Annotated in this window: 19 protein-coding genes and 1 riboswitch; of the genes, 10 read left to right on the top strand and 9 right to left on the bottom strand. The window is 50.0% G+C overall.

All coding sequences use genetic code 11. The annotated features are described in order from the left end of the window. Positions 1–3: 3 nt before the first annotated feature. Positions 4–1296 (top strand): YheC/YheD family endospore coat-associated protein, encoded by a 1293-nt coding sequence (locus NYR52_RS04655; protein ID WP_259436406.1) that lies wholly within the window; start codon positions 4–6, stop codon positions 1294–1296. Beyond that, positions 1278–1748 carry a GNAT family N-acetyltransferase gene (locus tag NYR52_RS04650; protein ID WP_132219849.1) on the top strand — a complete coding sequence of 157 codons (471 nt, stop codon included), beginning with the start codon at positions 1278–1280 and terminating at the stop codon, positions 1746–1748. The genes NYR52_RS04655 and NYR52_RS04650 overlap by 19 nt, the downstream gene beginning before the upstream one ends. A gap of 28 nt (positions 1749–1776) precedes the next feature. On the opposite strand, the gene NYR52_RS04645 is transcribed toward NYR52_RS04650, so the two are convergent. Both NYR52_RS04645 and NYR52_RS04640 read right to left on the bottom strand, forming a co-directional pair. After that, on the bottom strand, positions 1777–2817 hold the full coding sequence (locus tag NYR52_RS04645; protein WP_259436405.1) for a C40 family peptidase: 1041 nt from the start codon (positions 2815–2817) through the stop codon (positions 1777–1779). Between the two features lie 184 nt (positions 2818–3001). Beyond that, on the bottom strand, positions 3002–4417 hold the full coding sequence (locus NYR52_RS04640) for a SpoVR family protein (RefSeq protein ID WP_132219847.1): 1416 nt from the start codon (positions 4415–4417) through the stop codon (positions 3002–3004). Between the two features lie 556 nt (positions 4418–4973). After that, positions 4974–5136: riboswitch (M-box (ykoK) riboswitch) on the top strand. Between the two features lie 95 nt (positions 5137–5231). Here NYR52_RS04640 and mgtE point away from each other — a divergent pair. From mgtE to NYR52_RS04625, 3 genes are all read left to right on the top strand, one after another. Further along, on the top strand, positions 5232–6581 hold the full coding sequence (gene mgtE / locus NYR52_RS04635) for a magnesium transporter (protein WP_022735798.1): 1350 nt from the start codon (positions 5232–5234) through the stop codon (positions 6579–6581). 365 nt (positions 6582–6946) lie between these two features. Further along, the gene (locus NYR52_RS04630; protein ID WP_132219846.1) at positions 6947–8221 is read left to right on the top strand and encodes a M14 family metallopeptidase; all 1275 of its coding nucleotides are present in this window, start codon (positions 6947–6949) and stop codon (positions 8219–8221) included. A gap of 260 nt (positions 8222–8481) precedes the next feature. Beyond that, positions 8482–9471, top strand: a complete 990-nt coding sequence (locus tag NYR52_RS04625) for a zinc-dependent alcohol dehydrogenase family protein (RefSeq protein ID WP_259436404.1) — start codon at positions 8482–8484, stop codon at positions 9469–9471. A 65-nt stretch (positions 9472–9536) separates the two neighbouring features. Here NYR52_RS04625 and kynB read toward each other — a convergent pair whose 3' ends face one another. The 5 genes from kynB to NYR52_RS04600 all read right to left on the bottom strand — a co-directional run bounded on the left by kynB (position 9537) and on the right by NYR52_RS04600 (position 13210). Then, entirely contained in the window at positions 9537–10157 is a 621-nt protein-coding gene (gene kynB, locus NYR52_RS04620) for an arylformamidase (RefSeq protein WP_259436403.1), read from the bottom strand. Continuing rightward, positions 10158–11438 (bottom strand): kynureninase, encoded by a 1281-nt coding sequence (gene kynU / locus NYR52_RS04615; protein ID WP_132220895.1) that lies wholly within the window; start codon positions 11436–11438, stop codon positions 10158–10160. A 16-nt stretch (positions 11439–11454) separates the two neighbouring features. Continuing rightward, positions 11455–12294, bottom strand: coding sequence for a tryptophan 2,3-dioxygenase (gene kynA, locus NYR52_RS04610; protein WP_259436402.1), 840 nt, complete (start codon positions 12292–12294; stop codon positions 11455–11457). 153 nt (positions 12295–12447) lie between these two features. After that, on the bottom strand, positions 12448–12942 hold the full coding sequence (locus NYR52_RS04605) for a hypothetical protein (protein WP_259436401.1): 495 nt from the start codon (positions 12940–12942) through the stop codon (positions 12448–12450). Positions 12943–13045: 103 nt separating this feature from the next. Then, complete coding sequence (locus tag NYR52_RS04600) at positions 13046–13210, bottom strand: hypothetical protein (protein WP_259436400.1); 165 nt, start codon at positions 13208–13210, stop codon at positions 13046–13048. Positions 13211–13349: 139 nt separating this feature from the next. Between NYR52_RS04600 and NYR52_RS04595 the strand changes: the two genes are divergently transcribed. Continuing rightward, positions 13350–13757 carry a hypothetical protein gene (locus NYR52_RS04595; protein WP_022735790.1) on the top strand — a complete coding sequence of 136 codons (408 nt, stop codon included), beginning with the start codon at positions 13350–13352 and terminating at the stop codon, positions 13755–13757. 1 nt (position 13758) lies between these two features. Then, positions 13759–14058, top strand: a complete 300-nt coding sequence (locus tag NYR52_RS04590) for a hypothetical protein (protein WP_022735789.1) — start codon at positions 13759–13761, stop codon at positions 14056–14058. 95 nt (positions 14059–14153) lie between these two features. On the opposite strand, the gene NYR52_RS04585 is transcribed toward NYR52_RS04590, so the two are convergent. Next, positions 14154–14339 carry a hypothetical protein gene (locus NYR52_RS04585; protein ID WP_022735788.1) on the bottom strand — a complete coding sequence of 62 codons (186 nt, stop codon included), beginning with the start codon at positions 14337–14339 and terminating at the stop codon, positions 14154–14156. Positions 14340–14587: 248 nt separating this feature from the next. On the opposite strand from NYR52_RS04585, the gene NYR52_RS04580 reads away from it, so the two are divergent. From NYR52_RS04580 to fakB, 3 genes are all read left to right on the top strand, one after another. Next, on the top strand, positions 14588–15364 hold the full coding sequence (locus NYR52_RS04580; protein WP_259436399.1) for an SDR family NAD(P)-dependent oxidoreductase: 777 nt from the start codon (positions 14588–14590) through the stop codon (positions 15362–15364). 247 nt (positions 15365–15611) lie between these two features. Continuing rightward, entirely contained in the window at positions 15612–16907 is a 1296-nt protein-coding gene (locus tag NYR52_RS04575) for an ABC transporter substrate-binding protein (protein ID WP_132219841.1), read from the top strand. 176 nt (positions 16908–17083) lie between these two features. Then, positions 17084–17926 carry a fatty acid kinase binding subunit FakB gene (fakB, locus tag NYR52_RS04570; protein WP_132219840.1) on the top strand — a complete coding sequence of 281 codons (843 nt, stop codon included), beginning with the start codon at positions 17084–17086 and terminating at the stop codon, positions 17924–17926. A gap of 194 nt (positions 17927–18120) precedes the next feature. On the opposite strand, the gene NYR52_RS04565 is transcribed toward fakB, so the two are convergent. Beyond that, positions 18121–19995 carry a terpene cyclase/mutase family protein gene (locus NYR52_RS04565; RefSeq protein ID WP_259436398.1) on the bottom strand — a complete coding sequence of 625 codons (1875 nt, stop codon included), beginning with the start codon at positions 19993–19995 and terminating at the stop codon, positions 18121–18123. Positions 19996–20011: the final 16 nt, after the last annotated feature.

Raw genomic sequence — 20011 nt, 5'->3', positions numbered from 1 at the left:
ATCGTGAACCCCCCACACAAACGCAAACGCACCACTGCGACATCGAAAAAAAAGAGGTCTTCAGTCTTTCCGGGCATGCTTGGCGCCACGCTCAACTATCAGTCTCCCCCCTCCTCCTCTGTTGACGAAAGCCGTGGAGGGGCACAATTGGAGCGACTTTACCAAAGCAAGCAATCGTTGGGCCCATTTATCGCCATCTTGACCTCTGACGGGGGCAAACCATTCCAAGGTAACCACGCCAATTTTGCCGACCTGATCCGAACCGGGCGCAAAATGGGAATCACCGTCTATGTCTTGACCCCAAGCGGGTTGGCTTCCCGAACCGAAACCACCGTGACCGGCTATCTGCTAGATCCCGCAACACCAGGGTTGAAGTGGATTCGGGCCAAACTTCCCATCCCCAATGTGGTATACAATCGGGTGCCCAACCGGCGCGCTGAACAAAGCCCTGCCGTGCAAAAGGCGATAAAAGCTATTTCCGATATGCCAGGCGTCCATTTGTTTAACCCCCACTTTTTTGACAAGTGGACCCTCCATCAGCAACTAGCCGCGTCAGACACATTAAAAAAGCTGGTTCCCTACACCTTGAAGTGGACACCCAACTTGCAACTTGACGAACTTCTAAAAAAATATCCCCGCTTGTACCTAAAGCAAGTGGACGGAAAAGCGGGGATTGGCATGATGCGCATATCTCGCATGAAAAATGGAATTGAACTCATTTACCAAGACAAAAAAGAGAAGACGCGAAAAACATTTACCAGTGTTGATGCATTGAGCCAAACCGTTCAGCAGTTGACACAACAACTTCCTTATTTGATCCAACAAGGGATCCCCTTGGCCACTTTTGAAGGACGGCCGTTTGATGTGCGCATGCTGTTGCAAAAAAACAATCAGGGAGAGTGGGGATTGACGGGGGCCGGGGTTCGGGTCGCTGGACCAACGTCGATCTCTACTCACGTCCCGATGGGTGGCCGCATTGAAAGCCTGCATCGGGTAATCCGTCATACCTTTAAGGAAAAAGCACCTGAGATATTGAGCAAAATCAAAATAACCGGTTTGGAGCTAGCCAAATACATCGAATCCAAACAATCCTCCGCCTTAGGGGAAATGTCAATTGATTTAGGTATCGAAGAAAACGGCACCCTCTGGTTTTTTGAAGCCAATGCCAAACCGATGAAATTCGACGAACCCGACATTCGGCGACTCTCCCTCATGCGCATACTTGAATATGCACTTTACTTGAGTGGTTACCAATTGACAGGGGAGGCCATGAAAACATGCTCATCCGAAACTTGACCCCCCGGCAGTTGGCGGCCAATCTGCCAGCCGTGTTAAACTTCATGAAACGTTATGGCGATGGGCGCATCACTCATCGCGCGCTGCGGTGGCTAAAACAGTTAAACACGGCGGCTCAGCCGGAAGGCACTCTTATAGCAGTAGCGCTACACCAACGGAAACTGTCCGGGGTTATCGCCATCGGGCACTATGGCCTACAAGAAGCCATTATCGCCGTACACCCCGACTTCCGAAAACAAGGGGTGGGCGAATCCTTGGTGCGCCACACATTGGAGCGAATAGGCAAACTTTATACTCGAGTCGCCTGTGACAACACAGCCAGTTTAAAGCTTTGCTTTCGTTGCGGGTTGGTTGCCTTCGACCTCTTCAAAGGGCCGACCGGAAAACCCACGTTATGGCTGGGTGGTGGGAACTTTGATCCGCAAGAAATAGAAAACAGCCCTTTGCCGTAAATTGGCAAAGGGCTGTTTTGTATCCGATTTATTTAATTACACGTTTAGCGGTAACATACGATTTAGCCAACCATTCTGTGGACAGGCTGTCATAACGCACGCCGCCTTTACCGTAGGTGTGGAGAATCTTGCCATCCCCGACATAGATGGCTACATGGCCTACATTGGGTGCAGTATCTTTACGGGTGAAGAAGACCAGATCCCCTTTTTGCAATTGGGATTTGGATACCGTTTGACCAACTGTCGCCTGTTGGCGGGAAGAACGTGGCAAGGAAATACCGTGTTGCTTGTACACATATTGAACAAAGGAAGAACAATCAAACGTGGCGGTTTGTCCCGCTTTGGCACCAAATTCGTATGGTGTGCCCAAATACTTATGCCCTGTTTGAATGATTTTGTCTGCAAGTGTAAGTCGTTGTGCTTCTTCATTTGATTGTTCTAGATTTGTTCCGGGCTTGTCCGCAACTTGGTTGCCCGCATTGGTATTATCCACGCCAGCTGGTGCGACACGCTTCGCTGAAACAAGACCCCATTCCAACCATGGAGTAGACAATGAATCAAAGCGCACGCCACCTTTACCATAGGTGTGCAACACTTTGTTGTTACCTGCATAAATACCCACATGGGCGATTTTTCCGCCAGAAGAACGGAGTTTAAAGAAGAGGAGATCCCCTTTTTGCAGTTGGGACTTGGCTACACTCTTGCCGACCGTTGCCTGCTGACGGGAAGAGCGCGGCAAAGAAACGCCATTTAGTTTAAACACATGTTGCACAAAAGAAGAGCAGTCAAAATACCGGGTGTCACCGGAACGCGCCCCGTACTTATACGGAGTACCCAAATATTTTTGACCAGTCTGGATAATCTTGTCACCAAAAGCTTGAATATTCTGAGTTTCATTACTCGCAGCATTTGCTTTTTGAATGCCAATATTCACTAAAACATTTTGCCAAAAACCTTTTTCTCCTGTTTCTGTGACGACATTAGATGCACTAAACGGAACCGCAACCGAAAGCATGGTCGTTACCGCAAGTGTACCTGTGACTTTGGTCAGATGTTTTTTGGTTAACATCGAATCCCCCTTGTCAAATTTAAATTGGACAGGCTGTTACCCTGCGAACGACCTCATGTTAACACAAAAGACAAATTTAGGATTATGCAATGATTTCCTTTTCAAAACCACAAACAAAAGAAAAAACCCTGGAGATTCCCTCCAGAGCTTGATGACGCTTGGCTTTTACAGCAGTGACCAATAATCACACAAACCTGCGCGTGCATTTTTTTCCATTGTAACAAAAGACCACTTTCCGCCCTTCAACTACCGTTTCCAAGTGAACAGAACGCCCCCAGCACGCATAAACATGCGGCAAGGTGTTCTCGAGATACTTCAAATCCAATTCAACCCCTTCATACCGGTGCACCAGATACAACTCCCCGTTTTGAAGGTAGTCGCCATCTTGAACCACGATCACCGGATGCCCCCCGTTGATCCGGCTCATTACCAACTCATCCCGCACATGCTCCCAGTTTTTATCCGTGATCGTCCATTCATTTCCCTGCCGCTGATACACGTACAAATCCAATTCTTCAACCAGTTCCTTGGTCAAATAATTGCGCAAAAAGGAGATATCCGACTCCAATTCCCGCACTTCAAACAGCTTTTCCCGCCCTTGGCCGGGCACCCTTCCTAGTTCCCGCAGTTCTTCCTCTGTCGGATGGTTGTAGCGCTTCTCGATGTCCTCAAACATTTTTAAACCAAGGTAATACGGGTTAATCGACGTTTTCGACGGCATCAGGACAGAAGCGTTCAACTTGGCGAATTCAATCGTTTCCGCCTCATCCAAGTCCAATTCCCGCATGATGCGGATGTGCCAATATGAAGCCCAGCCCTCGTTCATGATCTTGGTCTCCAGCTGTGGCCAAAAATACAACATCTCCTCCCGCAACATCGTCATGATATCCTGTTGCCAATCTTCCAAAATGCGACTGTGATGCATCAGGAACAACAACAAATCCTTTTCCGGCTCCTCTGGAAAACGCTTTTTGCGGGGGAGAGGACGCGTTTCCTGTTGGACGTCGCGATCCAGCTTCCACAAATCCTCATACGGGGAGGGAGGTTTACGCTTGGATTCCGCCTCCGCTTTTCGCTCCGACCACCGGTGGCCCCGTCTGGCATCAAGCAGGCTGGGATTGATGTGTTCTTGGATAGCTAAGACATGATCCAAGAAATCTTCCACCACGTCTTTGCCATATTTCAATTCATAAAACCGAATCCGCTCCGCAGTCGCTGCCATGCTTTCCACCATGTCTCGCGAGGTATTTGAAAAGCGGCAATTGTTTTTAAAGAAGTCGCAGTGAGCCAGTACATGCGCTACAATCAGCTTGTTTTGCACCAAGCTGTTTCCTTTGAGCAAAAACGCGTAACATGGATTGGAGTTAATCACCAGCTCATAGATTTTACTCAGGTTTAAATCGTATTGCAGTTTCATCTTGTGAAATGCTTTCCCGAAGCTCCAATGGGAAAACCTTGTCGGCATGCCATATGCGCCAAATGTATAGATAATGTCTGCCGGACAGATTTCATATCGCATGGGATAAAAGTCCAAGCCAAATCCTTTGGCGATCTCCGTAATCTCAGCAATCGACCGTTCCAATGCTTTTCTATCCTGCATCAACGCTCATCCCCTTTCCAACAATCATCGTCTTAGCCGCCTTACGATCCAAGCCTTCGCATTGTCCGTTCATCCATCCATTTGCAAAATACGAATCTAAAGACGGCGCACCCTCCCTTATATGACTCTATCTTTGCTTTTATCTATTAAATGCAATGGTGTGAGAATTGGTATATGCACTTGTGCTAAGGCGCGTCTGCTGAATCAAGTTGGTAGGAAAGAAGCGGCGGAAAAACCTCTTCCCGAGGAACGCCGATGCACATATGAAACGAAGAAGAAAATGGTTTTGGAACCGTGAGCCTGTTCATCAGACACGCTCTAGAGCAAACCGGTGATATGATGGAAAGAGGGAGGTAGGTGGGAAACCGGAAGTGCTACGATGAGGGGTATACGGTCGTCCAATATAATTATACAGAATTTTCTATTAAAATTCAAGCGACCGCCCTTCCGCTCGCCAATCCACGATGGACACATTTACCTCCGCCGTCATAAAATAAATTGACAATTTGATTTCGCGGAAGTTATACTGACTACGTTGAATAACTACATCCTTTTTTCTTATCTCTATTAGGTGAGGCTCCTGATCGGAGAGACGCTACTGCCCAAAAATGTCGAGAGACACCAATGGGTCAGCAGGAAAGATCGGAACGAAGGTCTTTTCTAACGTAGCTGGCTTAGCCTATGCCGTTCAGTGCCAAAGCTCAATGAGGGAGATAAGCAAAGCGAAGCTCATTTTTGCTATGGGCTTATTTGCCTTGCACCCCTCTTCCTAATGGAGTGGGTTTTTTTATTGTTTGAAAAAGGGGGGGACTGCATGAACAATGCCCTGCTGAGAAGCGAAATTGAACTAACGCTCAAAAGCCCGCTAGACACGGAACGTTTGCTCGGTCTGTTGGATCAACTCCAACCTTTCGACCTTGCGGAAGTGTTGCGGGAATTGGATGAAGCGGCTCGCTTGGAATTGATTACCCACTTGCCCTTGACGGACGCCGCAGAAGCCATTGAATACTTGGAGCCGGAATTGCAATACAGCCTCTTGAACCGCTTGTCCGATGACATCGCCTCGCCGCTGTTGAAACAGATGTCCAGTGACACGGTAGTAGACATGTTGCTTGCGGTGCATCCGTTGCAAGCGGAAAAAATGCTCCGCCTGCTTCCCGCCGATTATCGGGAACAGATAAACAACTTGATGAGCTACCCCGAATACACCGCCGGAAGCTTGATGACGGTCGACTACATTTCAGCCCGTGCTTATTGGACTGGAGAACACACGATCAACCATATCCGCAAAGTCGGACACGAAGCGGAGATCGTCTCTTACATCTATGTCACTGGCACGCGCGGGGAATTGATGGGCATCGTCTCCTTAAAAGAAATCATCCTTGCCCCACCACAGACACACCTCATCGACATCGCCACCACGGAGTTTATTTCCGTGCCGGCCGAGATGGAGCAAGAAGAAGTAGCCCAAATCTTGTCACGCTATAACTTCTATGCCCTACCTGTCGTTGACCACCAACGGAGATTGATCGGTATCATCACTTACGATGACGTGGTAGATGTCATTCATGAAGAAGCCACCGAAGACATCCACAAGCTGGGCGGTAGCCAACCTTTGGATGAACCCTATTTCAAAACGTCCATATTCAGCTTGTACAAAAAACGGATTGTCTGGCTGATGATCCTGTTTGTCGGAGGCGCTTATACCGCGACCGTGTTGGAGAGTTACCAAAGCACATTGGATCAAGTCGTCGCCCTTTCGTTTTTCATTCCATTGCTGATCGGCACTGGCGGCAACACCGGTTCTCAGATCGTGAGCACCCTGGTTCGAGCCCTTGGCATCGGCGAAGTCAAATTTGGCGACCTTTTTCGGGTGATGCGCAAGGAGATGTTGACCGGCCTGTTTTTAGGGCTTTCCCTCGGCGTGATCGGCCTCATCCGTGCTGCGATGATGGGTGTGGAAACATCGATTGGCTATGTGGTGGCTTTGTCCGCACTGTTTATCGTCTTGTGGTCTTCCATCGTTTCCGCGATTTTGCCCTTGGTTCTCCACCGGCTCAAAATTGACCCGGCTGTCGTCTCGGGACCGCTGATCACCACGTTGGTTGATGGCACTGGCTTGATTATTTATCTCAGCATTGCCAAAGTGATTCTCAACATATGAAACTTAAACGAATTGAGGTTGATGAACCTTTGAGTACTGAGCAGAAGAGTAAGGCAGGTACCGCTTGACCTTTCCGATTGGACGGATAGGACGCAAGCCGTACCTGCCTTATCTGCATTTAGAAAGCAATTTGCACGTCCTGTTTTATCTCTTAATTAAAAGGATAATTTTTTACTCTAAAGAAGGATTATTTAGAAATGAGATAGAAATTCATTTTATATTCAGAATAATATATCTATAGTAAATCCCCCTTAACACACAATTTATCCATTCCAACAATGTCTACCGATCGACCAACTCCTCACCGGAAAGGAGTGAATTTTCAACTTTTTGTTCATCACTTTATTACTTCAGGAGGAATCAACATGAGAAAAAAATGGCTTTCGTTGTCATTGGTGCTTGTGTTGATCGTCGCATGCGTGCCCGCGCTCGGTTTCAGCCAGAATATCGAAAACCCTTCCATTTTCGATTTGGGCATCAAGCTCTATAAAATTGACGGCGTCAGCACCAAAGAACAGCGTTCAGCGATCGCCTCAACCGGTGCGGCGATTGAAGAGGTGGGCAAAAATTACGTCAAAGTGCTGGCTACGCCCGCCGAAGCCAAGCAGATCAAGCAAAAAGGATTTACCGCTACTGTAGACACCTCATTGACCACACAAGATTTTCCCTCTTACGACTCCGGATACCATAACTACAACGAAATGGTCAACAAGATCAACACCGTAGCTTCCAATTACCCAAACATCGTCAAAAAGTTCAGCATCGGCAAATCTTATGAAGGGCGCGAACTGTGGGCTGTGAAAATCAGCGACAATGTCGGCACAGACGAAAACGAGCCAGAAGTGCTGTACACTGCCCTCCATCATGCCCGTGAACACCTCACTGTCGAAATGGCACTTTACACCCTCGACTTGTTCACTCAAAACTACAACCGTGATTCTCGCATCACCAATCTGGTGAACAACCGCGAGATTTATATTGTGTTTAACATCAATCCCGACGGTGGAGAATACGACATCTCCAGTGGCAGTTACAAATCCTGGCGCAAGAACCGTCAACCCAACTCCGGGTCCAGCTATGTAGGCACCGACCTCAACCGCAACTATGGTTACAAATGGGGTTGCTGCGGCGGTTCCAGCAGTAGTCCTTCCAGTGAAACCTATCGCGGGCGCTCAGCCTTCTCCGCACCGGAAACCGCCGCCATGCGTGACTTCATCAACAGCCGCGTCGTCGGTGGCAAGCAACAGATCAAAACACTGATTACATTCCACACCTACAGCGAATTGATTTTGTATCCCTACGGCTACACCTATACCGATGTCCCGAGCGACATGACACAAGACGACTTCAATGTATTCAAAACCATGGCCAACACGATGGCACGGACCAACGGATACACCCCACAACAATCGAGTGATCTCTACATCACCGATGGGGATATGACCGACTGGGCCTATGGACAGCACAAAATCTTTGCCTTCACCTTTGAAATGTACCCAACCAGTTACAATCCTGGATTCTACCCGCCAGATGAAGTGATCGAGCGGGAAACCAGCCGCAACAAAGAGGCGGTCTTGTATGTCGCTGAAAAGGCAGACTGCCCGTACAGCGTCATCGGTAAATCCTGTAGCACCAAATGACCTTTCGACGGCCAATGCCGGGCTCCTAATGGAGTCCGGCGCATTTTTTGTGGGGAAGAAGCGACGACAAAAAATTTTTTGTCTGAGAGGGAGCGCAGATGCACAAGTATAGTGAATGAGAAAAGGGGATTGGAGCCGCCGGCCTATGCATCAGACACGCCCTAGCAAGTAAAAGTGGTAAACAACCTATGTAACCATATTGAATGAGGATGGAGGCAAAATGTGTGCTATATTGAAAAAAAACGGAGGAGGGATTTTCTTTGCGCGCAATGGTCATCCGTCACTTTGGTGGGCCAGACGTTTTTGAAGAAATGACACAGTCGCGACCCACGGTCACGCCGAATTCCGTTCTGATTCGTGTCGCCGCCACCAGCGTTAACCCCATCGACACCAAAATTCGAGCAGGTGCAGTGCCCCATCTGGCTCCGCCGTTCCCTGCGATCCTGCATGGGGATGTGGCAGGAGTAGTGGAAGAAGTGGGGGAGGGCGTCACCCATCTGCAAGAAGGTGATGAAGTCTACGCCTGTACCCGAAACGGAGCTTTGGCAGACTATCTCCTCGTCCCAGCCGCTTCCGTCACCAAAAAACCACCTTCCCTCTCATTTGAGGAAGCGGCCGCCTTGCCCTTGGTGACGCTCACGGCATGGGAAGCATTGTTTGACCGATTAAACTTGCAAGCGGGCCAACGCATCCTGATTCACGGCGGAACGGGTGGTGTCGGCCACGTCGCCGTGCAATTGGCCAAAGCGGCAGGAGCTGTGGTGCACACGACTGTCTCCACTCCCGAGAAAGCGCAAATCGCCAAGGAACTGGGTGCTGACGCAGTCATCAACTATCGTGAGGAAACGGTAGACGAATATGTCAACAAATACACAGACGGCACCGGCTTTGACTTGGTTTTCGACACGGTGGGAGGGGAGAATCTCGATCGTTCCTTCGCCGCGGTAAAAACGGGCGGTTCCGTGGCAGCCATCGCAGCGCGGTCGACGCATGACTTGACCCCGCTTCATAACAAGGGCCTTACGCTGCATGTCATTTTTCTGATGTTGCCCCTCCTCTCCGGAAAGGGATTGGAGCGGCACGGACAAGTGCTGCGCGAGCTCGTCCCCTTGGTGGAACAAGGGCAGGTGAAGCCCCTGCTCGATGGCACATCCTACACATTCCGCGATGTCGCTCAGGCGCACCAGCGCTTGGCTAGTGGACAAGCTTTGGGCAAAATCACGCTGGTCAATGAACGGTTTCACGCATAGGCCACCACACAAACAGACATCCCCCTATAAGCCAAGGGGATGTCTGTTTATTTATGAGTTATGATTCACTTCACCCGGAGTATGGCCCGCACTGGACTGGCGTCGCCGTCAATAATCGGCAAGGGTAAGGCGATAAGTTCGTAATCCCCGTCAGGGACGTGGCTGAGAACGATTCCTTCCAATATGTGAATGCCTTGCTGATGTAACGCGTGATGCGCCTCCAACTCCTTGCTATCAATCGGATCGACTGAAGGAACGTCCACCCCCAGCAACCGTACGCCACTTTCTTTCAAGTAATGCGCCGCGTCAGGACTCACATGAGGAATCACATGGGGAAACGTCTCCTTCTCCTGCCAAGCGTCCGTACGGATGAGCAGCCGCTCCACTCCCCGCAAGTCATGGGCGGACAACTCCGCTTTGCCGATGCGGGCGCAATCCGGCAGATAGATGACGCGCGCTGGCCCCATATAAACGGACAAATCGAGTTGATGCGTTTTTTTCCCATCTTCATCAAAATGATAAGGTGCATCGATGTGCGTACCGGTATGGGTACTGAGTGTCAACCTTCCGACATTGACCGATCCGCTTTCCTCTTTGGTCCATTGTAAGCCAAACTGATAGGGGGTATCCCCCGGCCACACCGGCATGCCATTGACAAGGGGCGCAGAAATATCATACCAATCCATTTATGCCACGACTCCTCGCTCGTTGGGAAATTGTTCGTATGTCTTATCTGTCATGATTCGCTTCAGCCGATTGACCGCTTCCCATACTTCCACGAAAGAGGTGTACAGGGCCGTCGGTGCCAAGCGAATCACATCAGGCGCGCGAAAATCGGGGATAACTCCCTCCTCTTTCAACGCTTTGCAAATCCGGACGGCATCAGAATGCACCAGTGCAACATGGCCTCCCCGCCGCTCATCCTCCCGGGGGTTGGCAATCTCAAACCCCATCCCCGTAAGCCACCCATCTACCAATGCCATCAAGTAGCCGGTGAGGCGGAGCGACTTAGCCCGAATCCGATCTATGCCTGCCTCAGCAAACAATTCGAGCGATCCCGCCATGGGCGCCATGCTCAGGATATGGGGAGTGCCAATTTGAAACGCTCCCGCATCCCCTGCCGGGATAAAGGTGTGCTCCATGTCAAATTGGCGCTCTTTATCTGAGCCGAACCAACCCGCCAAGCCTGGCAATGCCGGCAAATGTTTTTCATGGACAAACAACCCGCCCACGCTGCCGGGACCACTGTTTAAGTATTTATACGAACACCAGACAGCGAAATCGACACCCCAGCGGTGAAACTCATGCGGCATGGCTCCGATGGAATGGCAAGCATCCCACCCGATCACGATTCCTCGCTCATGCGCCGCTTTTGTCACCCGCTCGATGTCCAAACGCTGACCACTCCCATACAAAACCGTGGGCAATAAGACCAACGCCACCTCATCTGTCAGCTGGCGAATGATCTCCTCTTCATCCAACAGGCGGCCATCCCTGCTTTGGACTTGAATCAGATGCGTTTCAGGGTCCAACCCAAACAGCCGCAGTTGGCTTTGTAGTGCATAAATGTCCGAAGGGAACGTGAGGGCATCGGCCACAATTTTGGTACGTTTGCCTTGTGGGCGGTAAAATGTCGCAAGCAATTGGTGAATGTTCACCGTCGTCGATCCGGTTACAATCACTTCATGCTCTTTGGCACCGACGAGGGGAGCCAAGCCGCCCCGCAACGATTCAGCCAGGAAAAACCAAGGTCGTTTGCCCTGCGTCCAACCGTCGATGCCGTAGCGTTGCCATGACTCCAACTGGGCATGCAAGGAAGCTTCCGCCCGTTTGGACATCAGCCCCAACGAGTTGCCGTTCAGATAAATGGTGCCTTCTTGGATGTAAAATTCTTGGCGAAAGCTGGACAGCTCGTCTGTCTGATCCATTTTCTCCGCCCATTCGCGTGTCAGCGGATCTCTTGCCATGCGATCACCCCGCTCGTTAGAATTGTGTCCGAACATCCCACAGCTCCGGAAAAATCCGTTGTTCCAGTACCCCTTTAAGATAAGGAACCCCGGATGATCCACCGGTTCCCCGTTTAAAGCCGATGATGCGCTCCACTGTCTTCATGTGGCGGAAGCGCCATTGCTGCAATCCGTCTTCCACATCCATCAATTTTTCCGCCAACTCATATAGCTCCCAATACTGTTGTACATCTTGATACACGGCCATCCAGGCGGCAGCGACGCTCTGGTTTGCTTGATACGGCTGAGTGACATCCCGCTCCAACACGGCGCGATCGATGGAAAATCCCGCTCGTGCCAAAGCCCCAATCGCCGCGTCGTAGATGGACGGGTCGTGCAAAACCTGGGTCAACCGTTCCAGCAACGCCGGGTCTTTCTCATATATCCGCAATAGTTCGGCGCTTTTGTTGCCCAAGCGAAACTCGATTTCCCTATACTGAAAAGACTGAAATCCCGACGCTTGACCCAATTTGTCGCGAAACGCCAGATATTCGGTCGGCGTTAAGGTGGACAGCACATCCCATGCGTAGATAATTTGTGACTGGATTTTGGATACGCGACTCAACATCTTGAAAGCGGTGGCCAAGTCATCCTCATTGATCCGGGTGATTGCTGATGTCAATTCGTGCAAAAACAACTTCATCCACAATTCACTGGTCTGATGGATAATGATGAACAGCATTTCGTCATGATGCTCCGACAACGGAGTCTGGCTGGACAGCAAACGGTCCAATCGAAGATATTCTCCATAAGTCATGCGCTCTCTGAAGTCGATGACAATCTGTTCGTCCAACGTATGTCGCTCCCTGTGTTCCATATCTTCGTCTCCCCGGTTCATCACTCAGCTTCCACTGACTCTTCGTTCTCCATCAACTACGCTATGCTACGCTCCACCCTATTTTACAATATTGGCAACATTCCCTCCAAACACAGGCGATGACACGTTAAAGCGGCAACGCTCCCCTTCACGTCACTTGATCCCCGAATCCAGCAACGTGATTTTACATTGAGCGACCGGAAAAAGCTGAATCTGAAGCGTATCGGGGTCCCGAAGTGCCAAAAAACTCCCGTCATTGGAAAAGTTGACGATAAACCCTTTCACCACCGTCCCAGCATATTCAACAGACACCATATCATAAGGTTTCACTAATTCCCCCAGCGCAAACGGCTTCTTCTCCAGCGGCGTATCCAACGCAAACTGCAACTGGTAACGCTTGTCGTACATCTCCATGCACCGCGCCAACCCTCTGATCCGGTAAAATTCTTGCGTAACGCAGGCAACAGGCAGCTTAAACTTCTCCTGATGCTTTAGGACGGTTTGGGTTTGATCTGTCACTTCGTCCAACAACACTTCCACATGTCCCGACCGCTCTTTGTAGTCATAGATCAATTGTGCAAACAAAAAAGGGATCTCCACATCCGACACAAACAACCGCCGCAACAGATACGCTTCTTTTTTCCACACAGTATCACTTCTACTTCCTGTTCGTTCTGTCTTCTCTCTCCATTATAATGAAAGGCAAGCCCAAGATGTCCATATTGAAGTAGGTGCCCTGCCGACCCCGCTGTTATTTCCGTTTGCTACTGCTCCATAGTCGGCCAATGATCCAGCCTCCCCCAATAACCAAGAGCAACAACAAAATTAGAAACGCGCTGAGGCGCAGTAGCTTCATCACCAGCATGAGCAAGATGAGCAGAGTCACCAATGACCAAGTAAACCATCTCCGTTCCATCGATTCCCTCTTTTCTTTCGCGAATTTCCCTCCAGATAGCGACGACTTCAGTAGCTCGCCAAAATAAATTGAATAATTTGGATATTATCACTTAAAATAGGATTAGAGAGATATCCATCCAATGTTAGGGCGGGGAGACATGAACAAACTTCTTTTATTCACTACTTGGGATTACTGGAAAAGCTGGCACGCCCATGGCTCGGCCATTCCGGCCTGGACTGAGGAGCATGCCGGTCCTTACGAGGTGTCGGTTGAATTTGATGCTTCCTACATCGGCGAAATGACGGACAAAGGCCTGTTTATCATCAGCAAAAAAAAACCGAATGCAACCAGCCAAATTCACCTTTTCACCAAGTGGGATGCGTTAGACCTATGGCGGCGCGGGGAAATCCAGCGCCTGAATTGCTGGACCAAAGACCATGCAACCCAGTTTGAAGTATTAACAAGCTTCACCTTTGATGAGATCCATGAACATACATATGGTGGCATGTTTATCGCCAAAAGACAAGAAGAAATCTTCACTTATCCCAAATTGGAAGAGGTATGATATGTTCACACATCGATTTGAACAAGAAATCTTGCTCATCCAGCGCGATATCCAAGACTGCGAGCGGCAGATCGCCTTTCATCAGGATGAAATGCAACGCGCCCACCGGCACGGAGAAACGGAAATCGAACGTTTTCACAGGCAGGAGCAATTGCGTTGGGAACGCAAACTCCGCGAATGCACCCGCGACCTGATTCAAGCCGAACAACGCCTTGAACTGGCCAAACAAGAAGAAGCTGCTTTTCTCGCCCGTGACTCCGACGCCAGACAAGCCGGCCGGAGCCGCAATACGTGGAGTTGACAAAACCCCCTTCACCCGCATGTGAAGGGGGTTTTGTCAACTGAAAGCAATTTGGCCCGCTTGAGACCAGCAAATACAACATCACAGGGTTATGTCTATATGCCTAGCTCTGTTTCGCTCATTACCGTCTCGCAAATGTGGCACAACCATTTTTCTCCCACTTTTTCTACTTGGCCACCTGGCGCATGACAACATGGACACAAGTCGACTTTTTTCTTTTTCCCCACCCCGTCGCGATCCCAAAACGCAATAACTGCCTGTAATCTCACTAAGCCTGTCATTACGTTTCCCCCCTTGCTTTTCCTGATATAATTATAACATTCTGACAATTATGGAAACAAGTGGGAACTGTCATTTTTTGTAAGTTACTGGACTCGCGCCATCGATGACAAAACCTTACACCCGCCAACAACAAATGTGGTAAACACCGCTCCATATGAAAATTGTTGAAAGTCAGCGAAATGTAGTAAGATGACTGCGAGAATCATATCAACATCATTTAGAAAACCTCAAAGCGGAGGAACAGATAATGGGTATCGCTTTAATCACTGGAGCTTCAGAAGGCATTGGCAGAGAATTGGCCACACTATTTGCCGCCGCCGGACATGACGTGGTCTTGGTTGCGCGCGATCAAGCCAAATTGCACGCTGTGGCCCAATCTTTAAAAAAGAGCCATCGCATTCAAGCACATATCATTGTCCAAGATCTCGGCCAACCGCACGCAGCAGAAACAGTGTATCGAACATGCCAAACAAACGGGTGGGCCATTGATTATCTGGTGAACAATGCCGGATTTGGTTTATTAGGCCCTTTCACAACCACCGATCTGTCTGTGGAAACCGACATGATTACAGTCAATGTGACCGCCCTGACGCAATTAACCAAACTGTTTGTGCCACATATGGTGGCATCCCGATCCGGCCGCATCCTACAAGTGGCATCGCTGGCATCTTTCATGCCGGGGCCGCTAATGTCCGTCTATTACGCGACGAAAGCGTACGTGCTCTCTTTTTCCGAGGCGCTACAAGAAGAGCTCCGCGGCACGGGTGTTACTGTCACCGCGTTGTGTCCCGGCCCCACTGATACGAAATTTAAACATCGCGCCAAGATGAACAACCCACCGCATGTGGACAAAAGCGCTCTCGATGTCCGCCGGGTGGCACAGGCGGGCTTTAATGGCATGATGAAAGGGCAAACTGTGGTTATCCCTGGACTAGCTTACCGCTTCTTTATCTTCATCTGCCGGTTTCTGCCACGCGGTTGGGTCGCTCGCATTGTCCACTTTAATCAAAAGCAACGCCTGTAAAATATGTCTGATGATCTTGCAAGCTGACGCAGGCAAGGCGGCGGAGACATCTTTTCCATATCAGCGCCAAACAAGGAGCAAGAAAACGATGTTGAAGCTGCCAGACATACTTATTTAGGCATGCCTTAGGCCAAAGGCAGATCAGCCCTACCAACAAAACTATATACTTTTATTCCGAAATATTAGATAATAATTCTAGTTTGATAATTGAAAACTTTCCAGTAAACCGCACAAGGAGGGTGCTCATTTGCGAAAGGTGAAGTTCAATCTTGCTCTTCTCGTTGCTTTCACACTGGTATTAACAGCTTGTAGCCAACCGGCGGCCACTTCTGCTCCAGAATCACCTGAGCAGTCGAAAGCATTGGAATTGTACAGTTGGTGGACCGAACCACACGAAGAAGCGAGCTTAAATGCCTTGTTGCAGGTGTTCAATCAGCAACATCCCGATGTCAAAGTAACCAAGTCGGGGGTACCGGGAAGTGCGGGTACCGGTTTCCAAACGAAGATCGCTGCCCGCATAAACAACAATCATCCTCCTGATACTTTTCAAGTCCATGGTGGGGCGGAGCTGACCGCTGGCTTGGCGGCTGCTGGCAAACTGGAGCCCCTTAACGAGTTGTTCACTCAACAGGGCTGGATCGACACCTTTCCTGCTTCCCTTGTTCAAATGGTCAGCAAAGAAGGCAATATCTACGCTATTCCCGTCAATGTCCACCGTAGCAACGTGCTTTGGTACAACGCATCCGTTTTCAGCCGATATGGATTGAAACCACCAACTACATTTGATGATTTCTTCGAGGTAGCTGAGCAACTCAAGCAAAAAGGGGTGACACCCTTGGCCTTGGGTAGCAAAGAGACGTGGCCTGCCACCCAGCTATTTGAATGCGTCCTGGTGGGTACCCTGGGTCCGATTGATTACAATAAATTGTGGAGCGGTCACATCCCCTTAGATGATCCCCGTATCGAACAAGCATTCAACACTTACAAAAAGATGCTTTCTTACGTCAATCCCGATCACGCCACCCGTGATTGGCGCGCCTCGGTACAGATGGTAGGCAAAGGGGAAGCCGCGATGACCGTCATGGGCGATTGGGCCAAAGCGTATTTATCCCACGAGCTAAAATTAAAAGTAAACGAGGAGATCGGCTTTGCCACCGCCCCCAACACCAAAGGAATCTTCGTAGCTGTCGTGGATGCTTTCGGGCTGCCCAAAGGAGCCAAGCACCCCGACGCCACCAAAAAGTTCCTGGAAGTGGCTGGGTCGATCGACGGGCAAGACGCACTCAATTTGCACAAAGGATCGATTCCCACCCGTTTGGATGCCGATATGAAAAAGTACGACGCCTACAGCAAACAAGCCATGGAAGATTTCAAACAGAATCATTTCTCCCCCAGCCTCGCTCATGGATCGGCCGTTCCCCCTGCGTTTTTAACTACTTTGAACCAATTGCTTCAACGCTTTGCAGCCGACGGGGATGTAGACGTTGCGCTCTCCGCCTTCAAACAAGCGGCGCGCGCAAACCAGATTGGCACAACGAAATAAGCAAAAGCCAAAGCGATTCAAATTGGGATCGCTTTGGCTTCTTCCACTGTCCCCATCGTTTCCGATTTTTATTATTTTTACATATAATAATATATATTTCATAATAAAACCATTCTATTACGCTTGCATACCACTTAAACTAGAAGTATACTGGATGTACCAAAAGGGGGATTCTAATGCAAAAAATCGCAGTTGTGACGGATAGTTCGGCAGACCTATCGACAGAATTTGCAAGAAAATTCAATATACATGTTGTTCCGTTGCGCGTCATTTACCAGCACGGCGAATACCGTGATGGGATCGACATTACTCCTGAAGATGTGGTAGAACGGTTAGACCAAGAAATACCTACCACCTCCATGCCCTCGCCTGCAGACATGGCCCGATTGTTCCAACAATTGGAGCAAGACGGATTCACCCATTGTATCGTCATCCCCGTGTCCCCCAGCTTAAGCGGCACATACAATACCTTCCGATTGATGGCTAATGATTACTCCATGAAAATCGATGTAATCGATTCCAAAGGTGTTTCCTGGATCATCGGCTTCCTCGTATTGGAAGCGGCCAAGCTCGTCCAGGAAAATTGGCATTACCAGGATATTCTGAACCGTTTGGAAGAAGTGAAAGAGCGTATTAAAGGCATCTTTATCGTCGATTCACTTGAGTATCTGCAAAAAGGCGGACGGATCGGCAAAGTGGCCGCGGCGCTTGGTTCCATGCTCAATATTAAGCCAATCATCACCTTTGACCATGAAGGGAAGCTCACCCCGCTCACCATGGCGCGCGGCAAAAAGCAAGCGTTGAAGAAAATGTTGGAGCCGATTACTGAGCAGATCAAACAGGCCAAAGCAAGCATCGCCATCGTGCACAGCAAAGCCGAACAAGAAGCGGAGGCGTTAAAAAAACAATTGCAGGAATACGAGAACATACTCCATCTGCACATCAGCTCCATCGGCCCCGCCTTGTCCGTGCATGCCGGTCCGGGATTGCTCGGCATCGTCATCAAAGGCGAAGAATAGCTGAAGCCTTCTGCCTTTTGCGAACGAAAGGGATGGTCAGGCCTACCTCCGCAAATCGGGAGGCAGTTCGTTCATCACTTCGCTCACATATCATATCAGACCCTTTGTCAGGGTTGTTTATCGCCTGAACCATCCATCTCTGTGAGAGAAAGGATGGTTTTTGTTCGTTCACTCACCCGCTTTCCACCCAAATGTCAGCCCCATTTTTCAAGATACCGGGTCAGTGTTTGCAACGGCCAGATCAAGGGGTAACTATGGTACGTTGCATAAAATTGTCCCGCAAGCCCCGCTCCCACCGGATACCGCCACTGCCATGAGTTGGGCTGTTCCAGTAGCGACAGCAAACAGGCCATTCCGCGCTCAATCACCGGAGTCGGCTGTTCATGGTACGAGATCAAGGCATCAAGGGCCCATGCCGTTTGCACCACGGTTGATCGCGGCAATCGGATGTAAGTCCGTTTCACATCGCTTTTGCAGGATTCTCCCCAGCCACCATCTTCGTTTTGTTTAGATACCAGCCATTTGAGTGCTTTTTTAATCATCGGCTGATGACGTGGCACACCCACCGCCGCCAGTCCAGTCAAAGCCGCCCACGTGCCATACAGATAAGCGATCCCCCAACGGCCAAACCATGAACCGTCCAACCGCTGATGGTGATACAGCCAACTCCAAGCACGACGCACCTCGGGCCGGTCAATCGTCCAACCGACATGCTCGCCCAGAAAACGTAACACTCGTCCGGTTATGTCTGCACTAGAGGGGTCTCCCCACACTTGTTTCCCTTCTTTCAGTGGTATCAGAGACAACCACCGTTTATCCTTATTCTTCTCAAAAGCCGACCAACCGCCATCATCATTTTGCATCGACAAAAGCCAAGCCAAGCCGCGCTCCCACGCTTCTCCCTCGGCTCCTTTCCCACGCAACGGAGACAAAGCGCTTAGGCTCGCCAAAGTGTCGTCAATATCGGGATTCATGGTATTACTGCGAGAAAATCCCCACCCGCCCGGACGGACACCGGGATTGTCGCGCGCCCAATCTCCAAGGCGATCCTGTTGCATGGACAACAAAAAGCGGGCACCGCGCTGCCACGTGTCGCTGCCTTGCTCAAGCCCGGCCATTCCCAAGCTTTGCAACACCAATGCCGTGTCCCACACCGTCGATGTCGCTTCTTGAATATGTGTTCCAGTCGGTGTTGAACAAGCAAATGAAGCCAATCCTCCCATTGCGCGTCGCACTACAGGATGGTGTTTTGGAAAGCCCAAGGACAACAACGCAAAAATCATCAGATAGGTGCTGGATAGGTAACTGTACAACGTGCCGTCCCCTTCGATTCGGCTCAACATAAAATCCCGTCCCCATCGCACCGCCTTTTCATGCAACTCTCGCCGAAGCGCCGCTTGTCGACGAATCTCTCGCATCGTCACTTCCAAACTCCACCCATCCGGTAGCAGAGCTTGATCGCTTGGCAAAGACGGTGCTTGCGGCAACCACTCATCAATCTCCTGTTTCCCCGGCAACTGGACAGAAAACCGACGATCCGCCGCCAGGATGGCCGGAGCTACATGTACCCGAGCGTAACCCACCAAATCAAAAAATTGAATCGGACTCCAGCGGGGCATCAAAAAAAACTCCACCGGCACTCTCATCCTGAACCCCCATTGTTTGTGACCAAACAAACTGAGCGTCACCTTGGTCAAACTCCCCGCACGGCTCGACCCGCTTTGCTCCAACAAAAACTGGCGCGCCCGCTTCATCCGTGGATCGCTCGGATCTTTGGCTCCTGTATAGAAAAGAGCCAAACACGCCTCCAATGTCGCCGACACGTTACCCTCCGACTCATCGGGATAGGTTTTCCATGTTCCCTCATCGGTCTGGTTGGCTAACAGACGTTCAATCAAAGCCGGTTGTAACCCGTCTGCCTCCATCCCAAGCACCTTAAGCAACAACAGATAATACGCATCGGTCATCGGCCCGCTTTCAAAGCAAAAGTTCCAACTCCCGTCCGCGGACTGGGCAGCAAGCAATTGCCTTTTTAATCTCTCCCTTTGTTCTCTGATCCGTTCTATCACGAACCTCCCCCCTCTT

It is taken from the genome of Laceyella sacchari, assembly GCF_024927925.1.
In the GTDB taxonomy this organism is placed as follows: Bacteria; Bacillota; Bacilli; order Thermoactinomycetales; family Thermoactinomycetaceae; genus Laceyella; species Laceyella sacchari.
This window is presented reverse-complemented; position numbering and strand designations above follow the sequence as displayed.